General features: G+C 67.0%; 23 protein-coding genes and 1 tRNA gene. 16 read left to right on the top strand and 8 right to left on the bottom strand.

Annotated elements, in window-relative coordinates:
• Positions 1 to 7: 7 nt before the first annotated feature.
• On the bottom strand, positions 8 to 1,963 hold the full coding sequence (locus ACN9M2_RS11480) for an SUMF1/EgtB/PvdO family nonheme iron enzyme (RefSeq protein ID WP_426284869.1): 1,956 nt from the start codon (positions 1,961 to 1,963) through the stop codon (positions 8 to 10).
• Positions 1,964 to 2,073: 110 nt separating this feature from the next.
• On the opposite strand from ACN9M2_RS11480, the gene rnd reads away from it, so the two are divergent.
• Positions 2,074 to 3,189 carry a ribonuclease D gene (gene rnd / locus ACN9M2_RS11485; protein WP_426284870.1) on the top strand — a complete coding sequence of 372 codons (1,116 nt, stop codon included), beginning with the start codon at positions 2,074 to 2,076 and terminating at the stop codon, positions 3,187 to 3,189.
• A gap of 52 nt (positions 3,190 to 3,241) precedes the next feature.
• A tRNA-Ala gene (locus tag ACN9M2_RS11490) sits at positions 3,242 to 3,317 on the top strand.
• Positions 3,318 to 3,415: 98 nt separating this feature from the next.
• On the opposite strand, the gene ACN9M2_RS11495 is transcribed toward ACN9M2_RS11490, so the two are convergent.
• Positions 3,416 to 4,246 (bottom strand): nucleotidyl transferase AbiEii/AbiGii toxin family protein, encoded by an 831-nt coding sequence (locus tag ACN9M2_RS11495; protein ID WP_426284871.1) that lies wholly within the window; start codon positions 4,244 to 4,246, stop codon positions 3,416 to 3,418.
• 29 nt (positions 4,247 to 4,275) lie between these two features.
• Positions 4,276 to 4,881: a type IV toxin-antitoxin system AbiEi family antitoxin domain-containing protein gene (locus ACN9M2_RS11500; RefSeq protein ID WP_426284872.1), complete on the bottom strand. Its 606-nt coding sequence runs from the start codon at positions 4,879 to 4,881 to the stop codon at positions 4,276 to 4,278.
• 130 nt (positions 4,882 to 5,011) lie between these two features.
• On the opposite strand from ACN9M2_RS11500, the gene ACN9M2_RS11505 reads away from it, so the two are divergent.
• On the top strand, positions 5,012 to 5,473 hold the full coding sequence (locus ACN9M2_RS11505; RefSeq protein ID WP_426284873.1) for a GNAT family N-acetyltransferase: 462 nt from the start codon (positions 5,012 to 5,014) through the stop codon (positions 5,471 to 5,473).
• A 6-nt stretch (positions 5,474 to 5,479) separates the two neighbouring features.
• On the opposite strand, the gene chrA is transcribed toward ACN9M2_RS11505, so the two are convergent.
• A complete protein-coding gene (chrA, locus tag ACN9M2_RS11510) occupies positions 5,480 to 6,700 on the bottom strand; it encodes a chromate efflux transporter (protein ID WP_426284874.1) in 1,221 nt (406 codons plus the stop codon).
• Positions 6,701 to 6,829: 129 nt separating this feature from the next.
• Between chrA and ACN9M2_RS11515 the strand changes: the two genes are divergently transcribed.
• Entirely contained in the window at positions 6,830 to 7,021 is a 192-nt protein-coding gene (locus ACN9M2_RS11515) for a hypothetical protein (protein ID WP_371024038.1), read from the top strand.
• A gap of 6 nt (positions 7,022 to 7,027) precedes the next feature.
• Here the strand turns inward: ACN9M2_RS11515 and ACN9M2_RS11520 are convergent, their stop codons facing one another.
• Both ACN9M2_RS11520 and ACN9M2_RS11525 read right to left on the bottom strand, forming a co-directional pair.
• On the bottom strand, positions 7,028 to 7,777 hold the full coding sequence (locus ACN9M2_RS11520; protein ID WP_426284875.1) for a MipA/OmpV family protein: 750 nt from the start codon (positions 7,775 to 7,777) through the stop codon (positions 7,028 to 7,030).
• Positions 7,774 to 8,013 carry a hypothetical protein gene (locus ACN9M2_RS11525; RefSeq protein ID WP_426284876.1) on the bottom strand — a complete coding sequence of 80 codons (240 nt, stop codon included), beginning with the start codon at positions 8,011 to 8,013 and terminating at the stop codon, positions 7,774 to 7,776. Before ACN9M2_RS11525 ends, ACN9M2_RS11520 begins: the two co-directional genes overlap by 4 nt.
• Positions 8,014 to 8,176: 163 nt before the next feature.
• Between ACN9M2_RS11525 and ACN9M2_RS11530 the strand changes: the two genes are divergently transcribed.
• The 6 genes from ACN9M2_RS11530 to pgaD all read left to right on the top strand — a co-directional run bounded on the left by ACN9M2_RS11530 (position 8,177) and on the right by pgaD (position 16,072).
• Entirely contained in the window at positions 8,177 to 8,887 is a 711-nt protein-coding gene (locus ACN9M2_RS11530) for a response regulator (RefSeq protein ID WP_426284877.1), read from the top strand.
• A complete protein-coding gene (locus tag ACN9M2_RS11535; protein WP_426284878.1) occupies positions 8,884 to 10,227 on the top strand; it encodes an ATP-binding protein in 1,344 nt (447 codons plus the stop codon). Before ACN9M2_RS11530 ends, ACN9M2_RS11535 begins: the two co-directional genes overlap by 4 nt.
• 223 nt (positions 10,228 to 10,450) lie before the next feature.
• Positions 10,451 to 12,505, top strand: a complete 2,055-nt coding sequence (pgaA, locus tag ACN9M2_RS11540; RefSeq protein ID WP_426284879.1) for a poly-beta-1,6 N-acetyl-D-glucosamine export porin PgaA — start codon at positions 10,451 to 10,453, stop codon at positions 12,503 to 12,505.
• Positions 12,506 to 12,510: 5 nt separating this feature from the next.
• A complete protein-coding gene (gene pgaB, locus ACN9M2_RS11545) occupies positions 12,511 to 14,385 on the top strand; it encodes a poly-beta-1,6-N-acetyl-D-glucosamine N-deacetylase PgaB (RefSeq protein WP_426284880.1) in 1,875 nt (624 codons plus the stop codon).
• On the top strand, positions 14,382 to 15,632 hold the full coding sequence (gene pgaC, locus ACN9M2_RS11550; protein ID WP_426284881.1) for a poly-beta-1,6-N-acetyl-D-glucosamine synthase: 1,251 nt from the start codon (positions 14,382 to 14,384) through the stop codon (positions 15,630 to 15,632). The genes pgaB and pgaC overlap by 4 nt, the downstream gene beginning before the upstream one ends.
• Positions 15,629 to 16,072, top strand: a complete 444-nt coding sequence (pgaD, locus tag ACN9M2_RS11555; RefSeq protein WP_426284882.1) for a poly-beta-1,6-N-acetyl-D-glucosamine biosynthesis protein PgaD — start codon at positions 15,629 to 15,631, stop codon at positions 16,070 to 16,072. Before pgaC ends, pgaD begins: the two co-directional genes overlap by 4 nt.
• Positions 16,073 to 16,110: 38 nt before the next feature.
• Here the strand turns inward: pgaD and egtB are convergent, their stop codons facing one another.
• On the bottom strand, positions 16,111 to 18,309 hold the full coding sequence (gene egtB / locus ACN9M2_RS11560) for an ergothioneine biosynthesis protein EgtB (protein ID WP_426284883.1): 2,199 nt from the start codon (positions 18,307 to 18,309) through the stop codon (positions 16,111 to 16,113).
• Positions 18,310 to 18,332: 23 nt separating this feature from the next.
• Positions 18,333 to 18,710, bottom strand: a complete 378-nt coding sequence (locus ACN9M2_RS11565; protein ID WP_426284884.1) for a DUF427 domain-containing protein — start codon at positions 18,708 to 18,710, stop codon at positions 18,333 to 18,335.
• A 252-nt stretch (positions 18,711 to 18,962) separates the two neighbouring features.
• On the opposite strand from ACN9M2_RS11565, the gene ACN9M2_RS11570 reads away from it, so the two are divergent.
• From ACN9M2_RS11570 to ACN9M2_RS11595, 6 genes are read left to right on the top strand one after another with little or no spacing between them, the layout of a single operon-like run.
• The gene (locus ACN9M2_RS11570; RefSeq protein ID WP_426284885.1) at positions 18,963 to 20,474 is read left to right on the top strand and encodes a diguanylate cyclase; all 1,512 of its coding nucleotides are present in this window, start codon (positions 18,963 to 18,965) and stop codon (positions 20,472 to 20,474) included.
• A 56-nt stretch (positions 20,475 to 20,530) separates the two neighbouring features.
• Entirely contained in the window at positions 20,531 to 22,255 is a 1,725-nt protein-coding gene (locus ACN9M2_RS11575; RefSeq protein ID WP_426284886.1) for a vWA domain-containing protein, read from the top strand.
• A 16-nt stretch (positions 22,256 to 22,271) separates the two neighbouring features.
• Entirely contained in the window at positions 22,272 to 22,826 is a 555-nt protein-coding gene (locus tag ACN9M2_RS11580) for an RNA polymerase sigma factor (protein ID WP_426284887.1), read from the top strand.
• A gap of 1 nt (position 22,827) precedes the next feature.
• On the top strand, positions 22,828 to 23,559 hold the full coding sequence (locus ACN9M2_RS11585; protein ID WP_426284888.1) for a hypothetical protein: 732 nt from the start codon (positions 22,828 to 22,830) through the stop codon (positions 23,557 to 23,559).
• A complete protein-coding gene (locus tag ACN9M2_RS11590; RefSeq protein ID WP_426284889.1) occupies positions 23,556 to 24,158 on the top strand; it encodes an IMPACT family protein in 603 nt (200 codons plus the stop codon). Before ACN9M2_RS11585 ends, ACN9M2_RS11590 begins: the two co-directional genes overlap by 4 nt.
• A 55-nt stretch (positions 24,159 to 24,213) precedes the next feature.
• Positions 24,214 to 25,977 (top strand): ABC transporter transmembrane domain-containing protein, encoded by a 1,764-nt coding sequence (locus ACN9M2_RS11595; RefSeq protein ID WP_426284890.1) that lies wholly within the window; start codon positions 24,214 to 24,216, stop codon positions 25,975 to 25,977.
• The last annotated feature ends 27 nt before the right edge of the window (positions 25,978 to 26,004 follow it).

Genomic DNA, 26,004 nt, shown 5'->3' on the forward strand with positions numbered 1-26,004 from the left:
GCCCGACTCAAAGTTCGCGGACGATCCTGAAACCGACGCGGGCGTTGCGCAGGTCGGCCGATGCGCCCTGGCGATACGCGGAGCGGACCATGTCCGGGGCGCTGCCCCAGGAACCGCCGCGAATCACGCGGCGACTGCAACCGGGGTTGACCCATGCCTCGGCCGTGCGTGGCGCGCGGACGTAGTTGTCATGCCAGCAATCCGCCACCCATTCCGAGACATTGCCGCCCATGTCGTAGAGCCCGAAGGGATTGGGCGTGAAGCTCATCACCGGCGCCGGTCCCCAATAGCCGTCCTTGTAACCCTGGAACGCGTTACTCCAGCGCCGGCCCGACCCGGAGCGATCGTTGCCACCGGTGAGGTTTTCAGCACGCGAGCCGGGATTGCCGTCGCCCCACCAATAACGGGTGGTGCTGCCGGCGCGCAGTGCGTACTCGAATTCCGCCTCGCTCGGCAGGCGGTACTTCTTGCCCGTGCGCTGCGAGAGCCAGTCGGCGTACGCCTTGGCGTCGTTCCACGACACGTTGATCACGGGCAGCCGTTCCTGTCCCGGCTTGCCCGCGTAGTCGTCCTGCCAGGTGACCGACGGCTCGTCGCGGAGTCCACCGCTCTGTTCGTCGTACACGCTGCCGCCGCCCATCGACTGCGACTGCGGCACGTAGCCGGACGAGCGCACGAAATCGCGGAACTGGCCGATGGTGACGCTGCTGCGCGCCATGGCGAACCCCTTGTCGACCTGCACCTCGTGCACCGGCGCCTCGTCGGCGTCGTGCCCCGCCTCGCCATCGGGCGAACCCATGAGGAACTTGCCGGTGGGAACCACGACCATCGCCGGCGCCTGCCCCGTGGAATCGACGAAGCGATCCGCGAACACCTGGCCGGGCTTGTAGCTGGAATACAGCTTCGCGTTGGTCACCCGTTCGTTGAAGTCGTCGATCCCGGCAAGATCGGGGCTAACTTGTTGCGCCTTGGCCGCCAGCTGCTGGGCGAGGTCGACATTGCCGGCATCGAGGGCCGAACGCGCCTGCGCGAGCATCGCCGTGGCGCTCTGCCGGCGCATGCCTTCGATGCGGCCACGCGTGTCCTGCAAGGCCTGCGATTCCGGCGCGATGGTGGCGGCCTCCGCCAGCGCCGCGTCGGCGGCGGCGAAATCGTTCTGCGCGACGGCCGCGAGCGCCTTGTCCAGCACGCTGCGTTGCACGGTGGTGATGCCCTGCTCGGCCACGGCATTCTCCGGGTCGAGTTCGAGCACGTCGCGATAGGTGTCCAGCGCGCTGTCGCCGCGCGGTTGGCTGGCCTTGCCTTCCTGCAACTGCGCGGCGGCCTTGCCGAGCAACGGGCGGACCTTGTCGAGTACGGCCAGCTTCTGTTGCAGCGGCGCGGCGTCCTTGGCGCTGGACGGAAGCGACTTGAGCGCCGCCAGCGATTCGCGCGCGGCGTCGGCGTCGCCCAGGGCGATGTCCTGTTCGATCTCCGCGGCGAGGCGTGCACGTACCTCGTTCATGCCCTCCAGGGCGCGCTGGCTATCCGATTTTCCCTTGAGCGCACTGGTGAAGAGCACGGCGGCGCTGTCCTTGCCGCCCACCAGCCGATCGACCGCCAACGCCTTGTCGGCGCGATCGAGCAAGGCGGTGAGTTCCGGCGAATCCGGCGTCTTCTGGGCCGGCAGCTCGATCTCGTTGGTCTTCTCGCGGCGGCGTGCGGCGATCACCGAGGCCGGGGCGAGCATGATCGGCGGCCCGGCGTCGATCTCGGACACCACCGCCGGCGGCGCGGCTTGCGGACGCTGGTCGAAGCCCATCACGGTGGGCTGACCGCGCAACGGCGAACGCGAAGTGTTCTGCGTGGGCTGGACGTGCAGCGCCTGCGGGAAGAAATGGTAGAACAGCGCGAACGCGAGCACGGCAACGCCCAACGCGCCGCCAATGGCGCGCTGTCGGCGGACGGTCTCGTTATTCGGCATGGTGGGCGGTTCCGTGCAGGCCTGCTATCGTGCGCTGCCACCTTAGGGAATCGCGCGCGGCAGGGCAACACGAACGTCGGCGCGCTCCCGAGTTCAACAAGGACGCCTGCATGACATCGAGCGAACTCGCTCCCGACGCCCCCTGGATCGACCGCCGCGAGGCGCTGGATGCCTGGATCGCCCCCATCGGCCCCGCCGCGGTCGTCGGGCTGGACACGGAATTCATGCGGCGCAATACCTTCTACCCCCAACTAGCACTGCTCCAGCTCGCCCACGACGGGCGCTACGCGTTGATCGATCCGCTCGCCGTGCCCCTGGCCGATGCGCTGGCGCCGACCTTCGCCGCGCAACCCGTGGTCACCGTGATGCACAGCGCGGGCGAAGACCTGGAAGCGATGTCGCCCTTCCTGCCGGACGGCCCGCATACGTTGTTCGACACGCAGATCGCGGCCGCCTTCGTCGGCATGGGCCTGGGCATCAGCTACCGCGCGCTGGTGGCCGAGTTGGTCGGCGCCGAACTCGACAAGGGCGAAACGCGCAGCGACTGGCTGCAGCGTCCACTCACCGAATCGCAGAAACTCTACGCCACGCTGGATGTCGTCCACCTGCATCCCGTGCACGCCATCCTGGCCGAGCGTCTTACCGAGCGCGGCCGCGCCGGCTGGCATGCCGAGGACTGCGCGCGCATGAAGCGCCGCGCCAGCCAGCGAGAGGGCGATCCGCAGCCGCAACGCGGTTTCAAGGCAGCCAGCGAATGGCCGGCGGAGAAACAAGCCTTGCTCCGCCGCGTGCTGCGCTGGCGCGAAACCACGGCGCGCGAACTGGACAAGCCGCGCTCGTGGCTCCTGGAGGACGTCCAGGCGCTCGACCTCGCCGGCAACATCCCCGGCACGCAGGCCAACCTCGACGAACGCACCCGCGGCACGCGTGCCCTGCGTTCCGCGCAGCGACAGGAGTTGTTCGAACTGTTGCAACGTCCGGTGGAGAACGACGAGGTCGCAGCCACGGCCCCGGTGGTCGGTCACCCCATGGGCGAGGCGAAGCGGGCCATCAACGAGATGCGCAGCGCCATCGATACGCTCGCCACCCAACTCGACCTCCCGCCCGGCCTGCTCTGCGCGCGTCGCTCGATGGAGGAATTCGTGATGACCGGCGCGTGGCCCGAGGCCCTGGAGGGCTGGCGCCGCGAGGTTCTTTTCGAGCGCTTGTCGGCGTTTCTGCCGTAAAGAACCCCTCTTGGCGACCGCCGGAAGCCCTGCTAATATCCCACGCTCGTGTGGGGCGGTAGCTCAGCTGGGAGAGCGTCGCGTTCGCAATGCGAAGGTCGGGAGTTCGATCCTCCTCCGCTCCACCAAGAATCAATGCCCAACTGTCTTCAGTTGGGCATTTTGATTTGGGCTTTCACAAGCCTCGCATGCCAAGCCGCTCTGCCCATGCCGCTGCCCCAAACGTTCAGCGAACCACGGCATTCAACGCAGGCAGCAATGTCAGTCTCAAGCGATCGACAACGCCAGGCAGAGGCTCGGGAGGAAGTTCGTTCTTCTTGAGAAATGCCAGCCAGAGCGACTGCCGGGAGGCGTCGTGCGCGAACTCTTCCGTCAGGCCGACAGGCGGTGCATCAGGAACTACCATGTTCCGTCTTTCGAAGGTGGCCTTGACCGCCCGAACCAGCAGATCGGTGTCCAGGACCTCCCGCTCCAGCAGCACGGACAGATCGAAGTAGTCCTTAAGACGGCTATTAGTCATTCCCAGCAGGGCGATGGCATGCAGCTTCTCCGCGATAACCGTATACACCGGGTAGGTTCGCAACCGTGGCGCGGGCATCTCGTCCAGTAATACCGGATAGATCGAATCCACTGGTGCCGGCGTGACCGCGTCTCCGAAGCCAACATCGATCTGCGTCCTGCAGCGCGCTCTCGCCAGTCCACCTGAGACGACCACACGGACGCCGCCGTAACCCGCTTCCTTGCGTATTTCCTCCACCGTAACCGACGCCGGATCGAACACGATGCCGTCATCGGCCGTAACGGCCGCGATGTCGCGGAAGACTCGGGCAACCGATTCCAGATCGCTGGCACCGAAACCCAACAGGTCGGCATCACGCGTAGCCCGGTGTGGCATGTCGTACCAGAGCGTGAAGAGCAGTGCGCCTTTTAGCAGGAAGCGGTCCGCGTGCGGAGACCGCGTCAGGCGGTAAAGCATGCGCTCCAGCGCGAAACGCACTAGTACCTGATTGAAATCGACACCTTGCGCTTTGGCGACATTGAGCAGGCGCGCACGCACGGATGCCGCCCGTTGAGGGCCTGCCGCGCTCACCCGACGCTCTCGAGGTAGGGACGCATCACGTTGGTCACGCGGCAGATTTTTGCGAAACGCCAGATATCGTCGACAGATGCCTTATTGCGCGACCGTGCATCTTTCAGCGCCTCCAAGGCCACATCCAGACCGATCTTGTGGCGGTGCTTGAAACAGTCGGCCACGGTCTTGGCGGCGCTGTAGACCCGTAGCTTGACGCCGTCTCGTTCGACCTCATCAATGCCGGCCGAATAGGCATCGCCCGTGAACTGCACCATCTTGACGGGCGGGTATCCGATACGGGGTGTGTGACTGCCCCGGGGCATGGCAATCCAGACCTGTCGCGGCAGCTGGGTGGTCAGCTCATGAAATTGCAGTGCCGTGAGCAGACAGAACACCGCCTGGGGTGCCTTGGTGGCGACGGTGCCGAGACTTTCAAGCTCCGACACCTGCGCATCCGGCAGACGATACAGGCCGCGCGTCACCCTCTCGATCAGCCCCGCCGCCGCCAGGCGTGTCAGGACGACTCGCGGCGAACCGATGTCGTCCAGATCGCTGGCACGCAGCAGCCCCCTTCGGGAGGCCAGATCGAGGACGCGTTGAGTGTGGGTATCGCGAAGCATGTCATGATTATGTTCCATAATTTCGTCAAATACAAATATATGACGAAAAAGAGGATCACAACCCCCAGCGCGTGGCGCGCATGCCGCATATCGAGCCATCATGGAACCCCTAACCATCCCGGGTGAAAACATGGCCGAGCCCCTCACGATCAGGTACGTGACCGACCGGGACTTCGCCGCCTGGAAGCCCCTGTGGGACGGCTACAACGCGTTCTATGGACGGGAAGGGACGACGGCATTGCCGGAGGCCATCACGCTGGCGACCTGGACGCGTTTCCTCGACACCGCCGAACCCATGCACGCCCTGGTTGCCGAGCGCTCGGGCCAGTTGCTCGGCCTGGCGCACTTCCTGTTCCATCGCACCACCACCAGCACCAGCGACAACTGCTACATGCAGGACCTGTACACGACGGAGTCCTCGCGTGGCACGGGCATCGGCCGCGCCTTGATCGAGCGTGTGTACACGGAGGCGAAGAAGGCGGGTGCGGGGCGTGTCTACTGGCAGACCCACGAGACCAATACCCACGCCATGCTGCTCTACGACAAGGTGGCGGAGAAGTCCGGTTTCATCGTGTACCGCAAGTTGCTTTGAAGGCCCTCATCCCAACGCCGCGCGCGACACGGATGCCGCCACGCATAACGCGACTATCGGCAAGGCCGACCAGCGCGCGATAAGCAAGCCGAACGCCACGGCGGCGATGGCGATGTCCAGCACATCGTGCACCGCGCTGATCCAAACCGGATCGTAGAACGCGTACGCCAGCATGCCGACCACCACCGCGTTCACGCCGGCGAGCATGCGTGCCGCGTCGTTGCGCCCGGCCAGTGCGCGCCAGAACGGCAAGGCGCCTCCGACCAGCAGCAGGCCCGGCAGGAAGATCGACAGCAATCCCACGAACGCCCCGGCGAGTCCGCCCTGCTCTCCCTGCAGGCGATAGCCAAGGAACGCGGAGAGCGAGAACATCGGCCCGGGTACCGCCTGCGCCGCGCCGTAACCCGCGAGAAAGGTGTCGCTGCCCACCCAGCCGGGATCGACGACGGCCTGCTTCAACAACGGCAGCACGACATGCCCGCCGCCGAACACGAGTGCACCGACGCGATAGAACGCACCGGCCACCTGCCCCAACGGCGACAAGCCCGGTGCGACGACCAAGGCCAGGAGAAGCAACAACCCGAACACGCAAAGCAAGACGAAACCGGTGGACCGGCCGTAGGGCAGCGGGAACGTCTCGCCTTGTCGCGCATGCACGCCGCGGCACAGCCATGGCCCGAGCACGGCGCCGCACGCGACGACACCCAGCTGCATCGCGGGACTCGTACTGAATGCGATCGCGCCCGCGGCGGCAGCGGCCATCAGGAGACGCGTGCGATCCGGGGTCAACGTACGGCCCATGCCCAGCACCGCATGCGCGACGACGGCAACGGCGACCAGTTTCAATCCGTGGATCGCACCTTGCCCCAGCGGTCCGGCCAGCCAGGCGCTCAACGTGGCGAAGGCGAGCAGCAGGAGGACGGAGGGCAAGGTAAAAGCGACGAATGCGGCGATGGCGCCCGCCCATCCCGCGCGAAGCAAGCCGATCGAAAAGCCGAGCTGGCTGCTGGCCGGGCCCGGCAGGAACTGGCATAACGCGAGCAACTGACTGAAATGCGCCTCGTCGAGCCAGCGCCGCCGCTCGACGAACTCGCGACGAAAATAGCCCAGGTGAGCGACGGGGCCACCGAACGACGTCAGGCCGAGCTTGAGGAAGGCAGCGCCCACTTCCCATGCGCTGCCCTTGGCACTCATCACGCTGTCGTATTCCCGGCGAAGGTTGTCCACTTGTCCCGTCGGGCGATCCAGAGTGGGCTTCGGACTCAATATACCCAAAATCCCCTGCTCGGGAGGCATATACCGTTCCCAGACAACACCGGCGACATGCTGGGTCCCCTTGCCCAGGAGCACGCTTCCATGACCCCGCTAGACAAGCCCCTGAAACGCGAACTCGAGGTCGACGGCCAGGCCTATACCCTCACCATCGATCCCGACGGCCTGAAACTGGTAGCCAAGGGCAAGCGAAACGGCGTCTCGCTTGCCTGGAAGGACGTGCTGAGCGGCGACGCCGGCCTGGCGGCCGCCTTGCAGGCCTCGGTCAATCCCTGACGCGCGTCAGAACCGGTAGGCGTAGCCGACCCGGACCATCGTCGAGTTCGAGCGGTCGACGATGGGGCTGTCACGGATCTCGCTTCCGTAGCGCGTGCCGCTCACGTCCAGGAACAAGGCATGGCGCTGGGCGAAGGGATATTCGGCACGAACGCCCGCCGAGAGGTTCACCGTCGCATCCGCCTCGTAGGCGGGACGGCCTGGCCGGGCCTCGAACGAACGGACGCCGAAATACCAGGTGGCGTAGGTTCGGTCGACCCATCCGGCGGCCACATACGGCGTGATCCGCAACGGTCCGGCATGGAGTGGCACGGCGAAGGTCAGGTTGGCTTTCTTTCCTTTGGCGCTGCCCAGGCCTGCCAGCCAGTCGAGCGACATCTCCACCGGGCCCGGCCGCCAGACCACGGCGGCACCCGCCCGGAACCCGCCCTTTCGGTCGGCCATCCCGCGCAGGAACGAGGAATCGCTGGCGTCGTAGCCGTCGCCGAAGTCGTAGCGAGCGCGCAGGCGGAACGAGAATGCGCCGACCGGGGCGAACTTGAAGTCGGCGCCGGTGCCCAGGATGTTGAGTCGTTGGCTCTCGTAGCGCACGAAAGGAAACGCCAGGGTGTCGTTGTCCATGCCCTTGTAAGGTCGGCGCACCACGCCGAAGCCCGCCCCGAGCGCCCACGACGAACTGGCATCCTCGGCCGCGAGCGCGACCGCCGGCACGGCAAGCAAGCCACCCATGGCCACGGAGAAGAAGCGACGCGTCATCGTCCGCGCCTCCCCGCCTCGATGGAACGCAGCAGGCGCACGAGCTCGCCGGCCTTGCCCGAGGCGATGGCCCGTTCCGCGGTCAGGCCACGGAGTTCGCGGATGGGGTCATGGTGAAACCAATCGTCGCGGAGCGCCGGGTCGGGCTCGAGGCGCGAGGCGATCGCGACCGCCTCGATGGAAGGATCGCGTGGACGGCCGCGCAGGCGGGAACGAACGAGGACGGGCAGACGCATCGTGGCACCTGATGGGGAGAGGTGCGGCCAGCGTGCCCATCGAGGTTTGCTTTGATTTGTCTGTTTTCCTGCGGCGGCGACACATTGTTTCGACCGTGAAATAAATGACTTGACGCACGCCAGCGGCTATAACGATGGTGTTTTCGCAACGAGACAGACAGGCTTGAGACGCATCCTGGTAGTGGACGACGACGAGGAAATCGGCGCCCTTCTTCGGCGCTTCCTCGAACGCAATGGTTTCGAGGTGGACGTGGCCTCGTCCGGCGTGGCGATGGACGAACGGCTGGCGCGTGGCACGTACGACCTGATGACACTGGACCTGATGCTTCCCGGTGAGGACGGCCTGTCGCTATGCCGGCGCGTGCGTGCGAAGTCCGCGTTGCCGATCATCATGGTGACCGCCACCAGCGCCACCTCCGAACGCATCGTCGGCCTGGAAGTCGGCGCCGACGATTACCTGGCGAAGCCATTCGATCCGCGTGAATTGCTGGCGCGCGTGCGGGCCATCCTGCGCCGCGCGGATGCCGCGTTGCCGGGCCCGGCGACGGGCACACGCGTGGCCGTGCGCTTCGCTGGCTGGCAGCTCGACGTCGCGCGTCGCGAGCTTCGCGCGGGCGACGGCACCCTCGTCCCGCTGTCCGGCGGTGAATTCGATCTCCTGCTGGCCTTCGTCGAGCACCCGCAACGCGTGCTCACGCGCGAACAACTGATCGACCTGGCGCGTGGCAACCGCCACGAGGCCTTCGATCGCAGCATCGACGTGCAGGTGAGCCGCCTGCGCCGCAAGCTCGGCTACGACACCACGGCACCGGAACTGATCCGCACCATCCGCAACGCCGGCTACATGTTCGCCGTGCCGGTGGAGAGCACATGAGCGTCTTCAACTGGCGCCTGAACACGCTCGCCGGCTGGCTGATGGTGAACATCGTCTTCGCCATCCTCATGGTGGCGCTGCTCAATGTCGTCGTCATCGCCTTCGCCAGCGTCTGGGCCCGCCCCGATATCGTCCGGAGCGGACTTTTGAAGCAGATGGGCATCATGTTGAAGGCCGTGGACGCCACTCCAGCGGCCGACCGGCCACGCATGGCCGCCGCGATCTCGGATCACGAGGAATACGGCGTGCACTGGTACGCATCGCGCGACCAGGTGCCGATGCCGGCATCGGACCAGGACGCGGCATCGTTCAAAAAGCCGCTGGTGGAGACACTCGGGCAGCGGCGGATGGAAGCCTTCGACCCGCATGACGACGATCCCGAAGGTCGCTCCGGACAGACCCACTACATGCTCGCCGTGCAACTGGACGACGGTAGCTGGCTGACGTTCGACACCGCCACGCGCATCTGGGGCGTCCATCCCTACACACGCTACCTGGTGATCGGCCTGTTCGTGATGTTCTCCAGCGTGCTCGTGGCCGCGGTCGCCAGCCGCCACCTCTCCCGGCCCATGCGCCGGCTCGCCGCGGCCGCCGAGCGTTTCGGCGCCGACGTGAAGGCGCCACCGATACGTCCCGAGGGTCCGCTGGAACTGCGTGTGGCCATGCGCGCCTTCAACGAGATGCAGGGGCGCATCCAACGCTTCGTCCGCGATCGCACGGACATGCTGGCAGCCATCTCACACGACCTGCGGGCGCCGCTCACGCGTATCCGCCTGCGCGGCGAATACATCGACGAGGCCGAACAACAGCGCAAGCTGTTCGCCGACGTGGACGAGATGCGCTCCATGATCGACGCCGCCCTCGCCTTCTTCCGTGGCGACGGCGAGGAAGAAGCGCCCACGCGGTTCGACCTCGCCGGTCTCGTCCAGACCGTGATCGACGACGGCCGCGACGAAGGTGGCGAGGTGACCTACGCCGGTCCCGTCCGGTTGATCTACGAAGGCCGCCCGATCGCGCTGAAACGGGCCATCGCGAACCTGCTGGGGAATGCCATGCGCTATGGCGGCCAGACCCACGTCGAACTCGACACGGACATCGCGCACGTGCGACTGCGCATCCTCGACAACGGGCCGGGCATTCCCGAGTCGCTGCAGGAGACCGTGTTCCGCCCCTTCTTCCGAGGCGAGAGCTCGCGAAACCGGAACACCGGCGGCGTCGGCCTCGGCCTGCCCACCGCGCGCAGCATCGTGCGCGGCCACGGCGGCGATGTCGTGCTGGGCAATACGGCGCACGGGCTGGTGGCGACCCTGCTCTTGCCCGTCGAATCCGCCCGGACCTGAGCCCGCCGCAGACGCACACGCCACGTCGACAGGCGATGATGGAATTTGCGTTGCGACTATGCCTTTCGGTCTAGCCGCGATGGACGGCATGCCTTTTCGCGATGCCGGCTACCCTCGGCACGGTGCTTGCAGCGAAAATACCGTTCTTCTTTTCACCCCGTGCCGGTAATGACCATCCGGAACGGCTGTTAGGGATCATGTTTACAGGATGGGACGGAATTCGATGACAGCTCCGCGCAGCATGCGTGTGGCAAGGGGACGGTTGTGCCTGGCATTGCTGCTGGCACTGCACGGACCGTTGGCCGTGGCCGCCGACAGGCCGGCGGAGCGCGATGCGCTGATGGCCAGGCTGCACCAGGAACGCGATGCGGGTCACCGCGTGGACGCCCTCGCCCTCTGCCAGGCGATCCTCGACCGCTGGCCCGCCGACGGTGAGGCACAGGCGCTCAACGTCACATTATTGACGGAATTGGGCGCGACGACGCGCGCCAAGGAACTGGCGGAAAGCCTTCGGCCGGCTCCGGATGCCGCCGCGAGGCACCGTCGCGATGCCGACCACGTCGCCCAGGAAATCCGCTGGGCCGACGGCGAACCGGCCGATCCCACCCTTCCCTACGCGGAAGCCGACCGCGCGGTGGCCGATGCACGCCGCATGGCCGACGATCCACTGTTGCCCGCCGGCCTGCGCCAGCGTGCGGAACTCGACCTGCTCGTCGCACTGGATCGTGCCGGCCGCGCGGACGAGGCCGTCTCGCGCTACGACACCCTGCGCAAGCAGGGCGTCGAGCTACCGCCTTACGTGCAACGTGCCGTGGCGGACGCCCTGCTGGTGAAGCGCCGGCCGGCCGAAGCCGCCGCGCTCTACGAGGCGAGCATCGCAAAAGATCCCGGCCCCTACGGCGCCAACGAAAGCGAACCGCGGATCGGCCTGATGTACGCCTACCTTGAGGCGGGCGAGACGGCGAAGGCATTCACGACGATCGACGAACTGGCCGCGAAGGAGCCGACGTGGGTGCGCGTTCCCGGCATTCGACTGCCGATCCAGAATGCGCGCAAGGTCGATGCCGACCTCAATGCCGCGACCTTGCGCGAGTACGTGAACATGCCGGCGGACGCGTATGCCCGGCTGGAACCGCTCAGCCGCGAAGCGCCGGCCAATTCGCAGATCCGCCGGGAACTGGGCATGGTGGAACTCGCCCGCGGCTGGCCTCGCCGCGCACAGGACGATTTCAACATCGCCGCTACGCTCGATCGCCGCGACGTCGGCGCCTATATCGGCGAAGCCGATGCCAGCCGGGTGCTGAACGACTACGAGGGCGTGGACGAGAACCTCGCCCTCGCCCAGACCCTGGCCGACCGCAACGGCCGCGTCGAGCGCGCGCTGCGCTCGTGGGATCGCGAACGGGGCTGGCAGTTCGACCTGGGCACCGAACAGGGCAAGGGCTCCAGCCCCGACTTCGGCGATCGTGATGGAACCACCCAGGCGACCATCGCCAGCCCACTCATCGACGACCACTGGCGCGTGATCGCGCTCGGCCGGTATGCCACCGCCGACCTGCCCGAGGGCGACGTGCGACGCAGCCGCGTGGGCTTCGGCATCCGTGGCTACGCCCGTGGCCTCGAAGCGTACGTGCAGGCGTTGCCCGCGACCGACAGCTACGTGAACAAGACGGCGATCGAAGCCGGCTTCGACTGGTCGCTGAGCGATCATTGGTCGTGGGCCGCCGATTTCAGCACCGCCGGCGAAGATACGCCGCTGCGTGCGCAGTATTACGGCATCTCGGCGAAGACGCTGGACACCGCCGTGACCTGGCGTGCCAGCGAACTCACCCAGGCCCGGCTCGGCCTGTCGCGCGACGATTTCAGCGATGGCAACAAGCGCACCGGCTGGCTCGCCGCGCTGACGCAGCGCCTGCATACGGCGCCGAACCTCACCCTCGACGGTGGCCTGGAACTCGGCGGCTCGATGAACACGCGGACCGACCGTCCTTACTTCAATCCGCGCCGCGACCGCAGCTATGCGGTCACCGGTCGGCTGGAAAACCTGCTCGGCCAGTTCTACGAACGGAGCGTGACCCAGCGCATCGACGTGGCCGTGGGTCAATACGCCGAACAAGGCTTCGCTACCGACTGGATGGCCACCGTGCGTTATGGCCAGACGATCCAGACCGGCCCCGGCGTGCATTTCGGTTGGGGGATCGGCTGGCACAACCAACCTTACGACGGCCGCCGCGAACACCGCGTCGTCCTCGACCTGACGATGCACTGGGGAGAATGAGAACGATGCGCCCGCTGTTGATCCTGCTTGCCCTGCTCGGGCTCGCGCTTCCTGCGTTCGCGCAGCCGGCCGCCAACGTGCAGCCGCGCCTCATCGTGCTCGCCTACCATGATGTCCGCGACGACGTCGGCCTGACCGCCGATCGCGATCCCGACGCCACCAGCACCGACCATCTCGTCGCCCACTTCGACTGGCTCAAGGCCAACGGCTACCACGTCGTCAGTCTCGAGCAGGTCGTGCAAGCCAGCCACGGCGGCGCCCCGCTGCCCGCCAACGCCGTCCTGCTGACCTTCGACGACGGGCTGGAAAGCTTCTACACGCGTGTCTACCCGTTGTTGCGAGCCTATGACTATCCCGCGGTGCAGGCACTGGTGGGCTCCTGGATGGACATGGCACCGGGGCAGCGCATGCCCTACAACGGCGCCGACTGCGACCGCTCGTGCTTCCTGACCTGGGAGCAGGTCGCGGAAATGCACGCCTCGCGCCTGGTCGAGTTCGCTTCGCATTCCTGGCAGATGCACCAGGGCCTGAACGCGAACCCGCAAGGCAACCTGCTGCCCACGGCGGCGGCGCTGGCCTACGACCCGGCCAAACAGCGTTACGAAACCGCCGGCGAATATGCGGACCGTATCCGCGCCGACCTTTCACACAGCGCGGACGAGATCGAGAAACACATCGGCGTGCGTCCGCGCGCGATCGCGTGGCCGTATGGCGCGTATACCCAGGTAGGCCGCGACATCGCCGGCGAACTGGGCATGACGGTGACCTTCAGCCTCGGCGACAACCTGCCCAACCTGGTTCCGGGGCGCACGATTCCGCGCCTGCTGGTCAGTGGCAACGTCACCGCCAACCGCCTCGGCTGGCTGATGCGCCACCAGACGCGAGTCGACCCGACACGCGCCGTGCAGGTCGATCTGGACTACGTATACGATCCCGATCCCGCCCAGCAGGATCGCAACCTGTCCCGCCTGCTCGACCGGATCAAGCGCATGCATCCGAGCGTGGTGTGGTTGCAGGCGTACGCGGACTCCGACGGCGACGGCGTGGCCGATGCCGTGTATTTTCCGAACCGCCACCTGCCGGTGCGCGCCGACCTCTTCTCGCGCGTGTCGTGGCAGTTGCGTACCCGCGCCGGCGTTCGCGTGTATGCATGGATGCCGGTGCTGGCCTTCCGTTTTCCGAACGGCAAGGACCTTCCCTCGCTGGCGGGCGAACCGAAGCCCGGCGGCGATCACTATCGACTGGCGCCGTACGACGCCCGGGTGCGTGGCCTGATCGGCGACGTCTACGAAGACCTGGCGATGCACGCCGACGAAGCGGGCGTGTTGTTCTCCGACGACGCCTACCTGCGCGATACCGACAACCTCGGCCCCTGGGCCAGGAACACGCCTGCGCAGAACACGCAGGCATTGATCGATTTCACCCTGGAGCTGGCCCAGCGGATGAAACGCTGGCGCCCACAGTTGCTCACCGCGCGCAACATCTACGCGCGGCCGATCCTGCAGCCGAAGGCCGAAGCCTGGTTCGCGCAGACGCTGCCGGCCTTCAACAGCGCCTACGACATGACCGCGGTCATGGCGATGCCACAGCTCGACGAACAAGCGGACCGGCTGAGCTGGTACCGCAAGCTCGTCGCGCAGGTGAACGCCACGCCAGGGGCCATGGAACGCACGCTGTTCGAATTCGCCACGCGCGACTGGCGAACGCACCAGCCGATCGCCGATCGTGACCTCGCCGCGCGCATGCGTGCCGTGCAGGCGGCGGGCGCGCGTCACATCGGTTACTACCCGGACGACTTCGTCCACGACCACCCCGCCCTGGAAGCGATACGCCCCTATATCTCGGCGGCCGATTACCCTTATCGGGAGCCCGCGCGATGAACAGCGGCATCCTGCACGCGCTACTCGAGTTCGCCTTCTATTACCCCCTGGTGATGTCGCTCATCTGGATGAGCGGCGGCATCATCTATTTCGTGCGCTGGGAACGTCGGGAGCCGGCACGCGTGCAGCCGCACATGCTGCCCGAATACCCGATGGTGACCCTCGTGGTGCCGTGCCACAACGAGGGTGAGCAGGTACGCGAGACCATCGCGCACCTGGCCTCGCAGCAATACCCGAATTTCGAGATCATCGCGATCAACGACGGTTCCACCGACGACACCGGCACGCAACTCGACCAGCTGATGGAGCAGTATCCCGCGCTGCGCGTGATCCACATGTCGAGCAACCAGGGCAAGGCCATGGGCCTGCGTGCGGCGGCGCTCGCCGCGCGATCGGATTTCCTCGTCTGTGTCGACGGCGACGCCCTGCTCGACGACTACGCCACCCATTGGATGATGATGCACATGCTCGAAAGCCCGCGCGTCGCCGCGGTCACGGGCAATCCGCGCATCCGTAACCGCTCCACCTTGCTGGGCAAGCTTCAGGTCGGCGAGTTCTCCTCGATCATCGGCCTGATCAAGCGCGCGCAACGCGTGTATGGGCGCATCTTCACCGTGTCCGGTGTGATCGCCTGTTTCCGCAAGAGCGCGCTGCATGACGTGGGCTACTGGAACACCGACATGGTCACGGAGGACATCGACGTGAGCTGGCGGTTGCAGATGCGCCATTGGGAAATCCGCTACGAACCGAACGCGCTGTGCTGGATACTGATGCCGGAGACCCTGCGCGGCTTGTGGAAACAGCGCCTGCGCTGGGCCCAGGGCGGGTCCGAGGTGCTGCTGCGATACACCGGACGCTTGCTCAAATGGCGCCAGCGGCGCATGTGGCCGGTGGCTTTCGAATACGTGATGAGCCTGCTCTGGTCGTACACCATGGCCGTCATCATCGTGCTCTGGGTGCTCGGCCGCGTGGTCGAACTGCCGCCTTCGCTATACATCGACACGCTGCTGCCGCAGTGGCACGGCGTGGTGCTCGGCGCGATCTGCCTGCTCCAGTTCCTCATCAGCCTGCTGGTGGACCGCCGCTACGAGACCCGCATCGGCCGCAACTACTACTGGATGATCTGGTACCCGCTGGTGTACTGGCTGCTCAACACGGCGACCTCGATCGTCGCGATGCCCAAGGCCTTGCTGAAGCGCAAGGGCACGCGCGCGGTCTGGGTCAGCCCTGACCGGGGACTGCGATGAAAGCCGAAGCCATTCTGATCCAGCGCCCGGAACGTCAATCGACGGCGCAGAAGGCGGTGTTCACCACCGTCACCATCTTCGCCTGGCTGTTCTGGGTCTTCCTATGGCTGCCCTTGCTCACCCTGGGCGCGTGGGCCTTCGGCGTACGCAGCGCCTGGTTACAGCTGCACGTGCTCGGTCCGATCGGCGATGGCGGCGATATCAACGTCATCCTCATCGTGGCCATCGCTTGTGCGGTCGTGTTCACCAGCTGGTCGGGCTACAACCACGCCCGCTTCGCGGGCAAGCAGAAGCGCCGCGGCAACAAGCCGGTGGGCGTGGCGGAGACCGCCTCGGCGATCGGCGCCTCGGTGGACGATGCGATGAAGATGCAGGGCCATCGGCGCTCGGTGGTCAGCGTGTCCGATGGCGGCTACATGAAGGTGGACGAGGTTCGGTAGCGGTTGGCGGATCCGATCGCGGCCTGGGCCGCGATGCCCTACGAAGCGGCGACCAGGGAAAACACCCCGAACGCCGGCGCCGCCGATATCCATTCCCTTTCGATCCGCCACCCACCCGCTTCCGCCAGCCGCGCAAACGACGCCGGTGTGAACTTGTGCGAATTCTCCGTATGGATCGACTCGCCGGCGGCGAAGGCGAACGACTGGCCAGCGACCGTCACGCGCTGCGCCTCGCGGCTCACCAGGTGCATCTCGATGCGGTCGAGTTCCGCGTTCCATACCGCGCGATGCTCGAACGCCTCGGGATCGAAATCGCCGCCGAGTTCGCGGTCGATGCGAACGAGCACGTTGCGGTTGAATGCGGCGGTCACGCCGGCGGCATCGTCGTAGGCGGCGAGCAATACGTCCACGTCCTTGACCTGGTCCGCGCCCACGATGAAACGCGCGCCCGGCCCGAGCCGTTCCCGCACCGAACGCAGCAAGGCGATGGCCTCGGCGGGTGTGAAATTGCCGATCGTGGAACCGGGGAAGAACGCCACGACGGGACGTCCCGCCAAGGCCTTCGGAACCTCGATGGCCTGGGTGAAATCGCCCACCACCGGATACACCGCCAGCGACGGATAAGCCTCACGCAAGCGTGTCACCGCGCCATCCAGCGCGGCGGCGCTGATGTCCACCGGAACATAGGCGGAAATCCAGGGCGCGGCGTCAAGCAGCATCCGCGTCTTGTCGCTCGCGCCACTGCCCAGTTCGAGCAGCACGGCCCCTTGTGGAATACCTGTGGCGAGCGCGGGAGCGATCTCACGAAGCAAGGCCGTTTCCGTGCGCGTCGGGTAATACTCGGGCGTGACACAGATCGCCTCGAACAGGTCGGACCCCGCGCCGTCGTAGAAGTATTTCGGCGAGAAGGTCTTCGGTGACGAGGACAGCCCGGCCAGCGTGTCGCGCAGGAAGGCCAGGCGGTCGCCATCCGGCGTGAACGCGGGATCGCGCGCCAGGCGCACGCCGCTGAACATCCAGCGCTGTCCGGGCCGGTAGAAATTGCGGTACGAGATCCGCGCGTGCCCGACCGGCGTGACGCTGGCACCGCCGCGCAAGACCATCTGGCCGATCATGAACTTCCCGTTGTACTCGCCGACCGCATCGTCCGCCGCGCGAAACCCCGGGTACGGCGAATACGAACTGGCCGTCCACTGCCAGGCGACATCGTCGACCTGCTCCAGGTCGTCGCGCGTGCGCATGGCGTGCTCCCACTCCGCTTCCGTCGGCAGCCGGGCGCCAGCCCAGCGCGCGAAAGCCTCCGCTTCGTAGTAACTGACGTGGGTCACCGGCGCGTCGGGATCGACCGGGCGCCAGCCGCCGGGAGTCATGTGCGACCAGGCTTCGCCGTCGTGTTGCCAGTAGAGCGGCGATTCCCATCCTTCCTCCTGGCGCTGCGCCCATCCGTCGGAAAGCCACAGGTCGGCGCGGCGATAGCCGCCGAGCGCCATGAAGGCCAGCCATTGGCCGTTGGTGACCAGGCGGTCCGCCATCTCGAACGGCTCCAGCCAGACCGTGTGCCGGGGGCCTTCGTTGTCGAACGCAAAGGGTTCGTCGACGACACCGATGCGCACTGGCCCACCGCCCACCGGACGGAAACGGCCTGTCGGACCGGGGGCCGGCGCGGACCAGGCCGGATCGAAGGCGGGCTTCAGCGGCGACTGCGCGAACAGGTGCTGCACATCCATCACCAGCAATTCCTGGTGCTGTTCCTCATGGGCGAAGCCGAGCCGCACCAGCGCTTCCAGTTCGGGGCCTACCGCGCCGGCGAGGAAGGCGCGCATATGCGTGTCCACGTGATGGCGATAGGCGATCACGCGATCGGTCGGGGGCCGGGTCAGCAGGCCGCGCAACGGTCGCGGATGCCGAGGGCCGATGGCTTCGTAGTAGGAATTGAAGAGATACCCGAATTCGGCATCGAACACTTCGTAGCCGGGCACGTTCGGGCCGAGCAGGAAGGTCTCGAAGAACCATGTCGTGTGCGCCAGGTGCCATTTGGCGGGGCTCGCATCGGGCATCGACTGGACGACCATGTCCTCCGGGCCGAGCGCCGCGACCAGCGCCTCGGTACGCGCCCGCACGGCGGCGTAGTGCTCGGAGAGCGAAAGGCCAGGCTGACATCGGACGGTGGTGGCGCTCGTGCCGGCGCGGAGAGAGGCGGCGCCGGGCGCCCAGGAGGTGTCGACGAAAGCTTGCATGGATGGGCTCCGTGGCGGGGCGGTCAGCCGGGCGTGTGCTCGATGCGCACGCGGTCGGGATAGAAGGCGAGGTGACCGCGGATCGACGAGACCGCCTCGTGCGGCTCCTCGTAGGTCCAGATCGCGTTGATCGCCCTTTCCTCGTTGCCCGGGAGGCTGTAATACGAGGCTTCACCCTTATAGGGGCAATGCGTATGGTGCTCGGTCCGGCGCAACGAGGCCATGTCGGCATCGGCGCGAGGAATGTAGAACACGGCCGGGTAGCGGCCTTCCTTGAGCACGAGCGCGTCGCGCGTATCGGCGACGACCCGGTCGCCGTCACGCACCACCACCCTGCCACCCGCCGGCTCGATCGTGATGGGATGGTCGGGGCCAGGGATCTTCACGGGATGTGAGGACATGTCACGCTCCTTCGATGACGAAATCAGGCTGACATCCTGCGACCCCCACGCAGGGAATCCAAGACGACGACCCGGAACAGGTGACATTACCGAAAGGCAAAGATTGCCGTCTTGGACCGGAAAACCGCCGCCCTGGTCCGTCAGTACCTTCACATTTTGGTCCGCGCCAGGCTTAACATCCGTTCATGGACCTCAACTTCCCGCCGTCCCCGCCGATATGACTATTGCGTTGCAGGCAGGGGGAGGCACGCCATGAAAGCAGTCATCGTCGCGGCGGCCATCGTCCTGGCCCACGTGATAGCACTGGCGAACATGCCTTCCGGGGGCATGGAGGTTTCCTACGTGTGCTTCTTCACCGTCGCGGCGCTGGCGCTGGGCAGCGTGGTGATGGCATGGCGGCGCTCGGGGCCGCCTCGGGACCCACGCTGGTGGTTGCTGTTCGCCAGCCTGGTCCTGTGGGCCGTGGGCATGTCGCTGTCCGCCCGGCAGAACTACGTGCTGGAAAACTCCAACCCGGCGCCCGGCGACAGCATGTTCTTCTACATCCTCTACGTGCTGCCCGTGCTCGTGGCTGTCTCGTCGGCGCCCGTGCCGGGGCGGAAAAAGTGGGCCATCGCGATCGACCTGATCCTGGCCGCCCTGCTCGGGGTGCTGTTCTACGTGCGCACGTTCTCGATCGTCTCGGTGCAGGGCGCGATGGCGACGCAACAGGCGATCGACATCGCCTACATGCTCGATTTCGAGAACGCCTGCCTCGCGCTGGCCGCGTCGTTGCGTTACCTGGCGACCGATCGCGCCGACGATCATTTTTTCTTTCGCGGCGTGACGGCGTTCTTCGTCACCTATGCGCTTTCCGGTTACTTTTACAACCACTACGTGGCATTGGGTGGGCATCCGGAATTCGGCACGTCGCCCTGGGACGCGCTGCTGGACCTGCCCTTCCTCACCCTCTTCGTCGCGGCGACGATGCGCCAGCCAAGACGGCACTGGCATCCGCCCGTCTACCTGGTGCGCTTCGTGCAGAGCGCGAGCCCGACCTTCCTGGCCATGAGCGTGCTGGGCTTCGGGCTGATGGTGATCCCGGGTTATCCCACGCTGGGCATCGTGGGTGCCATCGCCGCCGTGATCGGCATCGGCCTGCGCGGCACGCTGGCCCAGGTCGGCCTGGTGGAGGAGGAATACCGGCTGTCGCGCAGCCGCGACGAGCTGCAGGGACTGGTCTTCGTCGACAGCCTCACCGGCCTGGCCAACCGGCGGGCGCTCGACGAGCGTCTCCTGCGCGAATGGCATCGCCCCGGACAACAGGACCCGATTTCCCTGTTGATGATCGATGTCGACTTCTTCAAGGAATACAACGACCGCTACGGCCATCTCGCTGGCGACGATTGCCTGCGTTCCCTCGTCGGCGGCCTGATCGGACGCGGGGTTCGCGCGGGCGATTTCGTCGCGCGCTTCGGCGGCGAGGAATTCGCCGTGATCGCTCCGGGCACCCGCCTGCCCGAAGCCCTGGCCCTGGCCGAGGACCTGCGGGCACAGATCGAGGCGCTCGCGATCATCCACCCGTCGAGCCCCTTCGGCGTGGTCACCATCAGCATCGGCGTGGCCCATGTGCAGGTGAGTGCGCATGGTGGCCCGCTCGACCTGCTCAACGCCGCCGACCGCGCGCTCTACCGTGCCAAGCAGACCGGCCGGAACCGGGTCAGCGCGAGCGAGGAAACGCGCGCTGGCCCACCTCGACTGAACGAATCGCGTCAGATCGGTTAACCCCGATTCGCTCCTTCCCGCGTTTCACCGTCATGTCACCCACGAGGCCATGCACGATGAACACGCTCCGCGTCACGTTTTCCCTCCTGTTCGCCGGTGCGGTCGCCGCCACCGGCGTGGCCGCCTCGGGCGACGCCTTCGCCGCGCGGCACGACACGCCACCGCCGCCAGCCGACGAGACCGGCTGCCAGCCGGGCTATGGCATGCCGGTTCGGCGGATGCTCTCGCGCCCGATGGTCGCGCCGGCCGCCGCACCCGCACCGCCGGCCATGACGAAGGCCGTACCGCAGTCGCTGGTCGAATCCGTGGCGCAAACCGGTTACGCCACGGCGATCGCGCCACCCTACCTGCCCGTCGACCGCGAGAACTATGCGCATCGCACGCCGAATCCCGTCCACCTCGCCGCCAGCGATCCGGTGTCGACCTTCAGCGTCGACGTCGACACGGGCTCGTATACGAACGTGCGCCACATGCTCAACGAAGGTCGCCTGCCTCCCGTCGACGCCGTCCGTACCGAGGAATTCATCAACTACTTCGACTACGGCTACGCGGTGCCGGCGAGTCGCGCGAAGCCGTTCGGCGTCACGACGGAATTCGCGCCCGCACCATGGAACCCCGAGCGCCAGCTGCTGCTGATCGGCATCCAGGGATACAGCGTGCCGGCCAGCGAGATTCCTCCGGCCAACCTCGTCTTCCTCGTGGACGTGTCCGGCTCCATGGACGAGCCGGACAAGCTGCCCCTGCTCAAGGCCTCGCTGAAGCAGATCGTGCCGAAGCTGCGCGCGGCCGATCGTATCTCGCTGGTGACCTACGCCGGCGCGACCTGCGTCGCCTTGCCCTCCACGCCAGGCGATCAACACGCGAAGATCGCCGCGGCCATCGATGCGCTCGGCGCGGGCGGTTCCACCAACGGCGCCGCCGGCATCGACCTTGCCTATGCGCAGGCGGCGAAGGGCTTCATCAAGGGGGGCGTGAACCGCGTCATCCTCGCTACCGACGGCGACTTCAATGTCGGTACGGTCGGCGTGCAGGCCCTGAAGGATCGGATCGCGGAAAAGCGCAAGAGCGGCATCGCGCTGACCACGCTGGGTTTCGGCGAAGGCAACTATAGCGACGAGATGGCCGTGGAACTGGCCGACGCCGGTAACGGCAGCCATCACTACATCGACAGCCTCGGCGAGGGGCGCCGCGTGCTGGTGGACGAGATGTCGGCGACGCTGATGACGATCGCCAAGGATGTGAAGATCCAGGTGGAATTCAATCCGGCCGTCGTCGCCGAGTACCGCCTGATCGGCTACGAGAAGCGCGTCCTAGCGCGGGAAGACTTCAACAACGATGCCGTCGACGCGGGCGAGATCGGCGCGGGTGCCCGCGTCACCGCGCTGTACGAGATCACGTTGAAAGGCTCCAAGGGTGCACGCGTCGACCCGCTGCGTTACGCCCCGGCGAAAGACGCGCCCGTATCCGGCGAACTCGGCTTCCTTCGCCTGCGCTACAAGGCGCCGGATGGCGGGGCGAGCCAGCTTGTCGAGCAACCCTTGGCCGCGGACGTCGCCGGGCAAGCGAGCGAGCGCCTGCGTTTCGCCGCGGCGGTGGCGGCGTTCGCGGAGAACCTGCGCGGCGGCAAGTACGTGGACGGCTTCGGCTACGACAAGGTCGCCGAGTTGGCGCGTGGCGCGCAGGGCAAGGACGAAGGCGGCTACCGCGCGGAGATGTCGAGGCTGGCAAGCATGGCCGGCGGGATGTCGACCGAGCCGGTCGCGGAATCCCCGCGGCGATAAGGTAACCTCCCCATCCATGGATGCTCCCCTTACCGACGACGGCGGGCTGATGCTCGCCTGGGCGGGCGGAGACTCGGCCGCGTTCGGGGAGCTTTACGCGAAGCACAAGGGTCCGTTGTATCGGTTCCTGCTGAAGACGGTGAAGGACCGGACGGTCGCCGACGAATTGTTCCAGGAAACCTGGAGCCGCGTGATCGTGGCGCGCCAACGCTATCGCGCCGAGGCGAAATTCAGCACATGGCTGCTCCAGATCGCACACAACCTGGCCGTGGACAGCTTTCGTCGGCAGCGTCCACGGGCCGGTGCCGAAGAGGCCGAGGCGGTCTTCGCCGCACAGGCCGCTCCGGAACGCGAACAGCCCGATCACGCCCTTTCGGATTTCGAACTGCGCCGGCGCATGCAACGCGCGATCGAAAGCCTTCCCGACGAACAACGAACGGCCTTCGTGCTACGCATGGAGAACGAACTATCCCTGGAGGACATCGCCGCCGTGACCGGCGTGGGCAAGGAAACCGCGAAATCGCGGCTCCGCTACGCCATGGCGCGGATACGAGAACTCGTTGCCGAATGACATGAACCCGAACACGCCACCGCCCCACGACGACGACCTGCCCGACGAGCGCGAACTCGCCGCGCTGTACGCGCGCCTGCCAAAGGCCGAGCCCGATCCCGCGCTGGATGCGGCGGTGCTCGCGCAGGCCGATCGTGCGGTATCGGTTCGTCGCCACCGGACACGCTGGCCGGTCGCGCTGGGATCGGCGGCGGTGCTGGTGTTGGCCGCCGGCCTGACCTGGCAGCTGCGCGACAGCCGCCCGGACGTGACGGCGACGCGCCACGTTCCCACGGCGCAACGCATCGAATCCACCGCGCCCGTGCCAGCAAGCGCTCCTGTCGTCCTGCAAGAGTCGGCACCCGCGGCAACCCAGCCGAGGATGGCACGCCGTTCGACGCCGGCACGGTCACTGGCACCGGCCGCGCCCGCAGCGGCACCTGCGCCACCCGTACCGGCAGAGGCACCTGTACCTGCACCGGCACCCGCACCGCCCTTACCGGCGCAAGCGTCGGGACAGGCGTTCGCACCGGCACTCAAATCATCGGCCGTATCCAAACCCGCCCCACAGGCCTTCGGCGCCGCTTCCGACCGTGCGATGAAAACGGAACTCGGCCCCGACGACCGCGTCGGCGAGATCCGGCAGTTGCTCGGCCGCGGGGAACGTGAGGAAGCCTTGCGGCGCCTGCGTGAACTGCGCGAGCGCTATCCTCGTTACGACCTGCCACAAGACCTCCGCGACCTGACCCCTTGAGTGCACCGCTGGAAACCCTCGCCTCGCCCTGGCGCCACGACGAAGAGATCAAGAAGAGCCGCTTCCTCGCCCAGGCCATGCCCGTCGAATCGACGGCCGACGCCCTGGCGTGGTTCGAATCGGTGGGCGATCCGGGTGCCACGCACAACTGCTGGGCGTATCGCATCGGCGACGCCTACCGGTTCAACGACGACGGCGAACCCGGCGGCACCGCCGGGCGCCCCATCCTGCAGGCCATCGACGGCCAGGGCTGCGACCGCGTGGCCGTGCTGGTCACGCGCTGGTACGGCGGAATCAAGCTCGGCGCGGGCGGGCTCGTCCGCGCGTATGGCGGTACGGCGGCGGAATGCCTTCGGCTCGCCCCGCGATTGCCGATCGTCGCCACGGGCTGCCTGGTGATGCGCTGCGAGTTCGGTGAACTGGCGCTGGTTTCGGCACGGCTGCGCGAGATGGAGGCCACCATCGAACAGGAGGCCTTCGTCGCCGATGGCGCCGACTTGACCGTACGGGCGCCGGTCGACCGCCTGGACGCGATCGCCGCCCGCATCGTCGACCTGACCCGGGGCAAGGTGCATCCCCGCCGCGTCGATCCATGTTGAATACCGTACCGGATGGCCCCATCCGTTGGCGAATGAATCCGGAAGCGAAGCGAGCATGAGCGACGAACGCAGGGAGAAGTCACGCAAGATCGGGGCACTGCGCAACCTGTGGCCGTTCCTGAAGCCGCACAAGGGCCTCGCCATCGGCTGGCTCGTGTTCCTGGGCATATCGTCCGGCGCCTCGCTGCTCCTGCCCGTGGCGGTTCGGCACATCATCGACCATGGCTTCCTCGCCTCCAGCATCGCCACGATCAACGGTACCTTCCTCGGGCTGTTCGGCGTGGCCGTGGTCCTGGCCATCGCCACGGCCGCCCGGTATTACTGCATCGCCCTGCTCGGCGAGCGCTCGCTCGCCTCGTTGCGCACCACCCTTTACCAGCATGTGATCGGGCTGGACGTGGGCTTCTATGAAAGTACCCGCGTCGGCGAACTCACCTCCCGGCTGGGCACGGACACCGAAGTGGTGCAGACCCTGGTCGGCTCCGGCATCTCGGTGGCGCTGCGCAGCGTGGTGATGCTGATCGGCGCCGCGGCGGCCATGGCCTGGACCAGCCCGCGCCTCGCCGGGCTCACCGCGCTGGTCATCCCGGCGGTGATGCTGCCCATCCTCGTCTTCGGCCGCCGCGTGCAGAAGCTCTCCCGGCACAGCCAGGATCGCATCGCCGATGCCGCCGCCGTCGCCAACGAAACCCTGAACGCCGCGCAGGCGGTCAAGGCCTACGCGCGCGAACCGATCGAAAGCCGCCGCTACGCCCGCGCCATCGATCTCGCCCTGGCGACGGCGCGCCGCCGGATCGGCATGCGTTCACTGCTGACCGCCGCCGTGATCGTGCTGATCTTCGGCGCGATCACCCTGGTGCTATGGGCGGGAGCGCGCGATGTCATCGCAGGCGATCTCGCACCGGGCGTGCTGAGCCAGTTCGTGCTTTATGCGATCTTCGCCGCCGGCTCGGTGGCCGGCCTGTCCGAAGTGTGGGGCGACGTGCTGCGTGCCGCCGGTGCCATGGAACGCATCGGCGAACTCTTCGCCGAACGGCCCGGCATCTTCACGCCCGAAGCACCGGAACCCCTGCCCCGGCCGGTCACCGGATCGCTGCGCTTCGAGCATGTCGAATTCCGCTACCCGTCGCGTCCGGACGTGGCGGCCCTCTCCGACTTCGATCTGGACATCGCGCCGGGTGAAACCGTCGCGCTCGTCGGGCCGTCGGGCGCCGGCAAGAGCACGGTCTTCAGCTTGCTGCTCCGCTTCCACGATCCGCGCTCGGGCTCCATTCGCTTCGACGGCATCGACCTGCGTGCGCTCGCCCTGCCCGAACTACGCGGGGCGATCGCGCTGGTGCCGCAAGAGACCGTGATCTTCGGCGGTACCGCCGCGGACAACATCCGTTTCGGCCGCGCCGACGCCTCCGATGACGAAGTGCGCGAGGCCGCGCGTCTCGCCGAAGCGGACGGTTTCATCGCCGCCCTGCCCGACGGTTACGAAGCGGCGCTGGGCGAACGTGGCGTGCGCCTGTCCGGCGGACAGAAGCAGCGCATCGCCATCGCCCGGGCGATCCTGCGCGACGCGCCATTGCTGCTGCTGGACGAAGCCACGTCGGCGCTCGACGCGCAATCGGAAGCGGCCATCCAGCACGCGCTGGAACGCCTCGAGAAGGGCCGCACCACGCTGGTGATCGCACATCGCCTGGCCACCGTGCAGCGCGCCGATCGCATCGTCGTGATGGACGGTGGCCGGATCGTGGCGCAAGGGACGCACGAGAGCCTGCTGGCCGAGGGCGGCCTCTACGCCGAGTTGGCACGCTTGCAGTTCGTGGCCTGAGCCACCGCGGCGTTTTCGCGCTGTTGA

Origin of the sequence: Luteibacter sp. E-22 (genome assembly GCF_049913125.1) — a bacterium.
In the GTDB taxonomy this organism is placed as follows: Bacteria; Pseudomonadota; Gammaproteobacteria; order Xanthomonadales; family Rhodanobacteraceae; genus Luteibacter.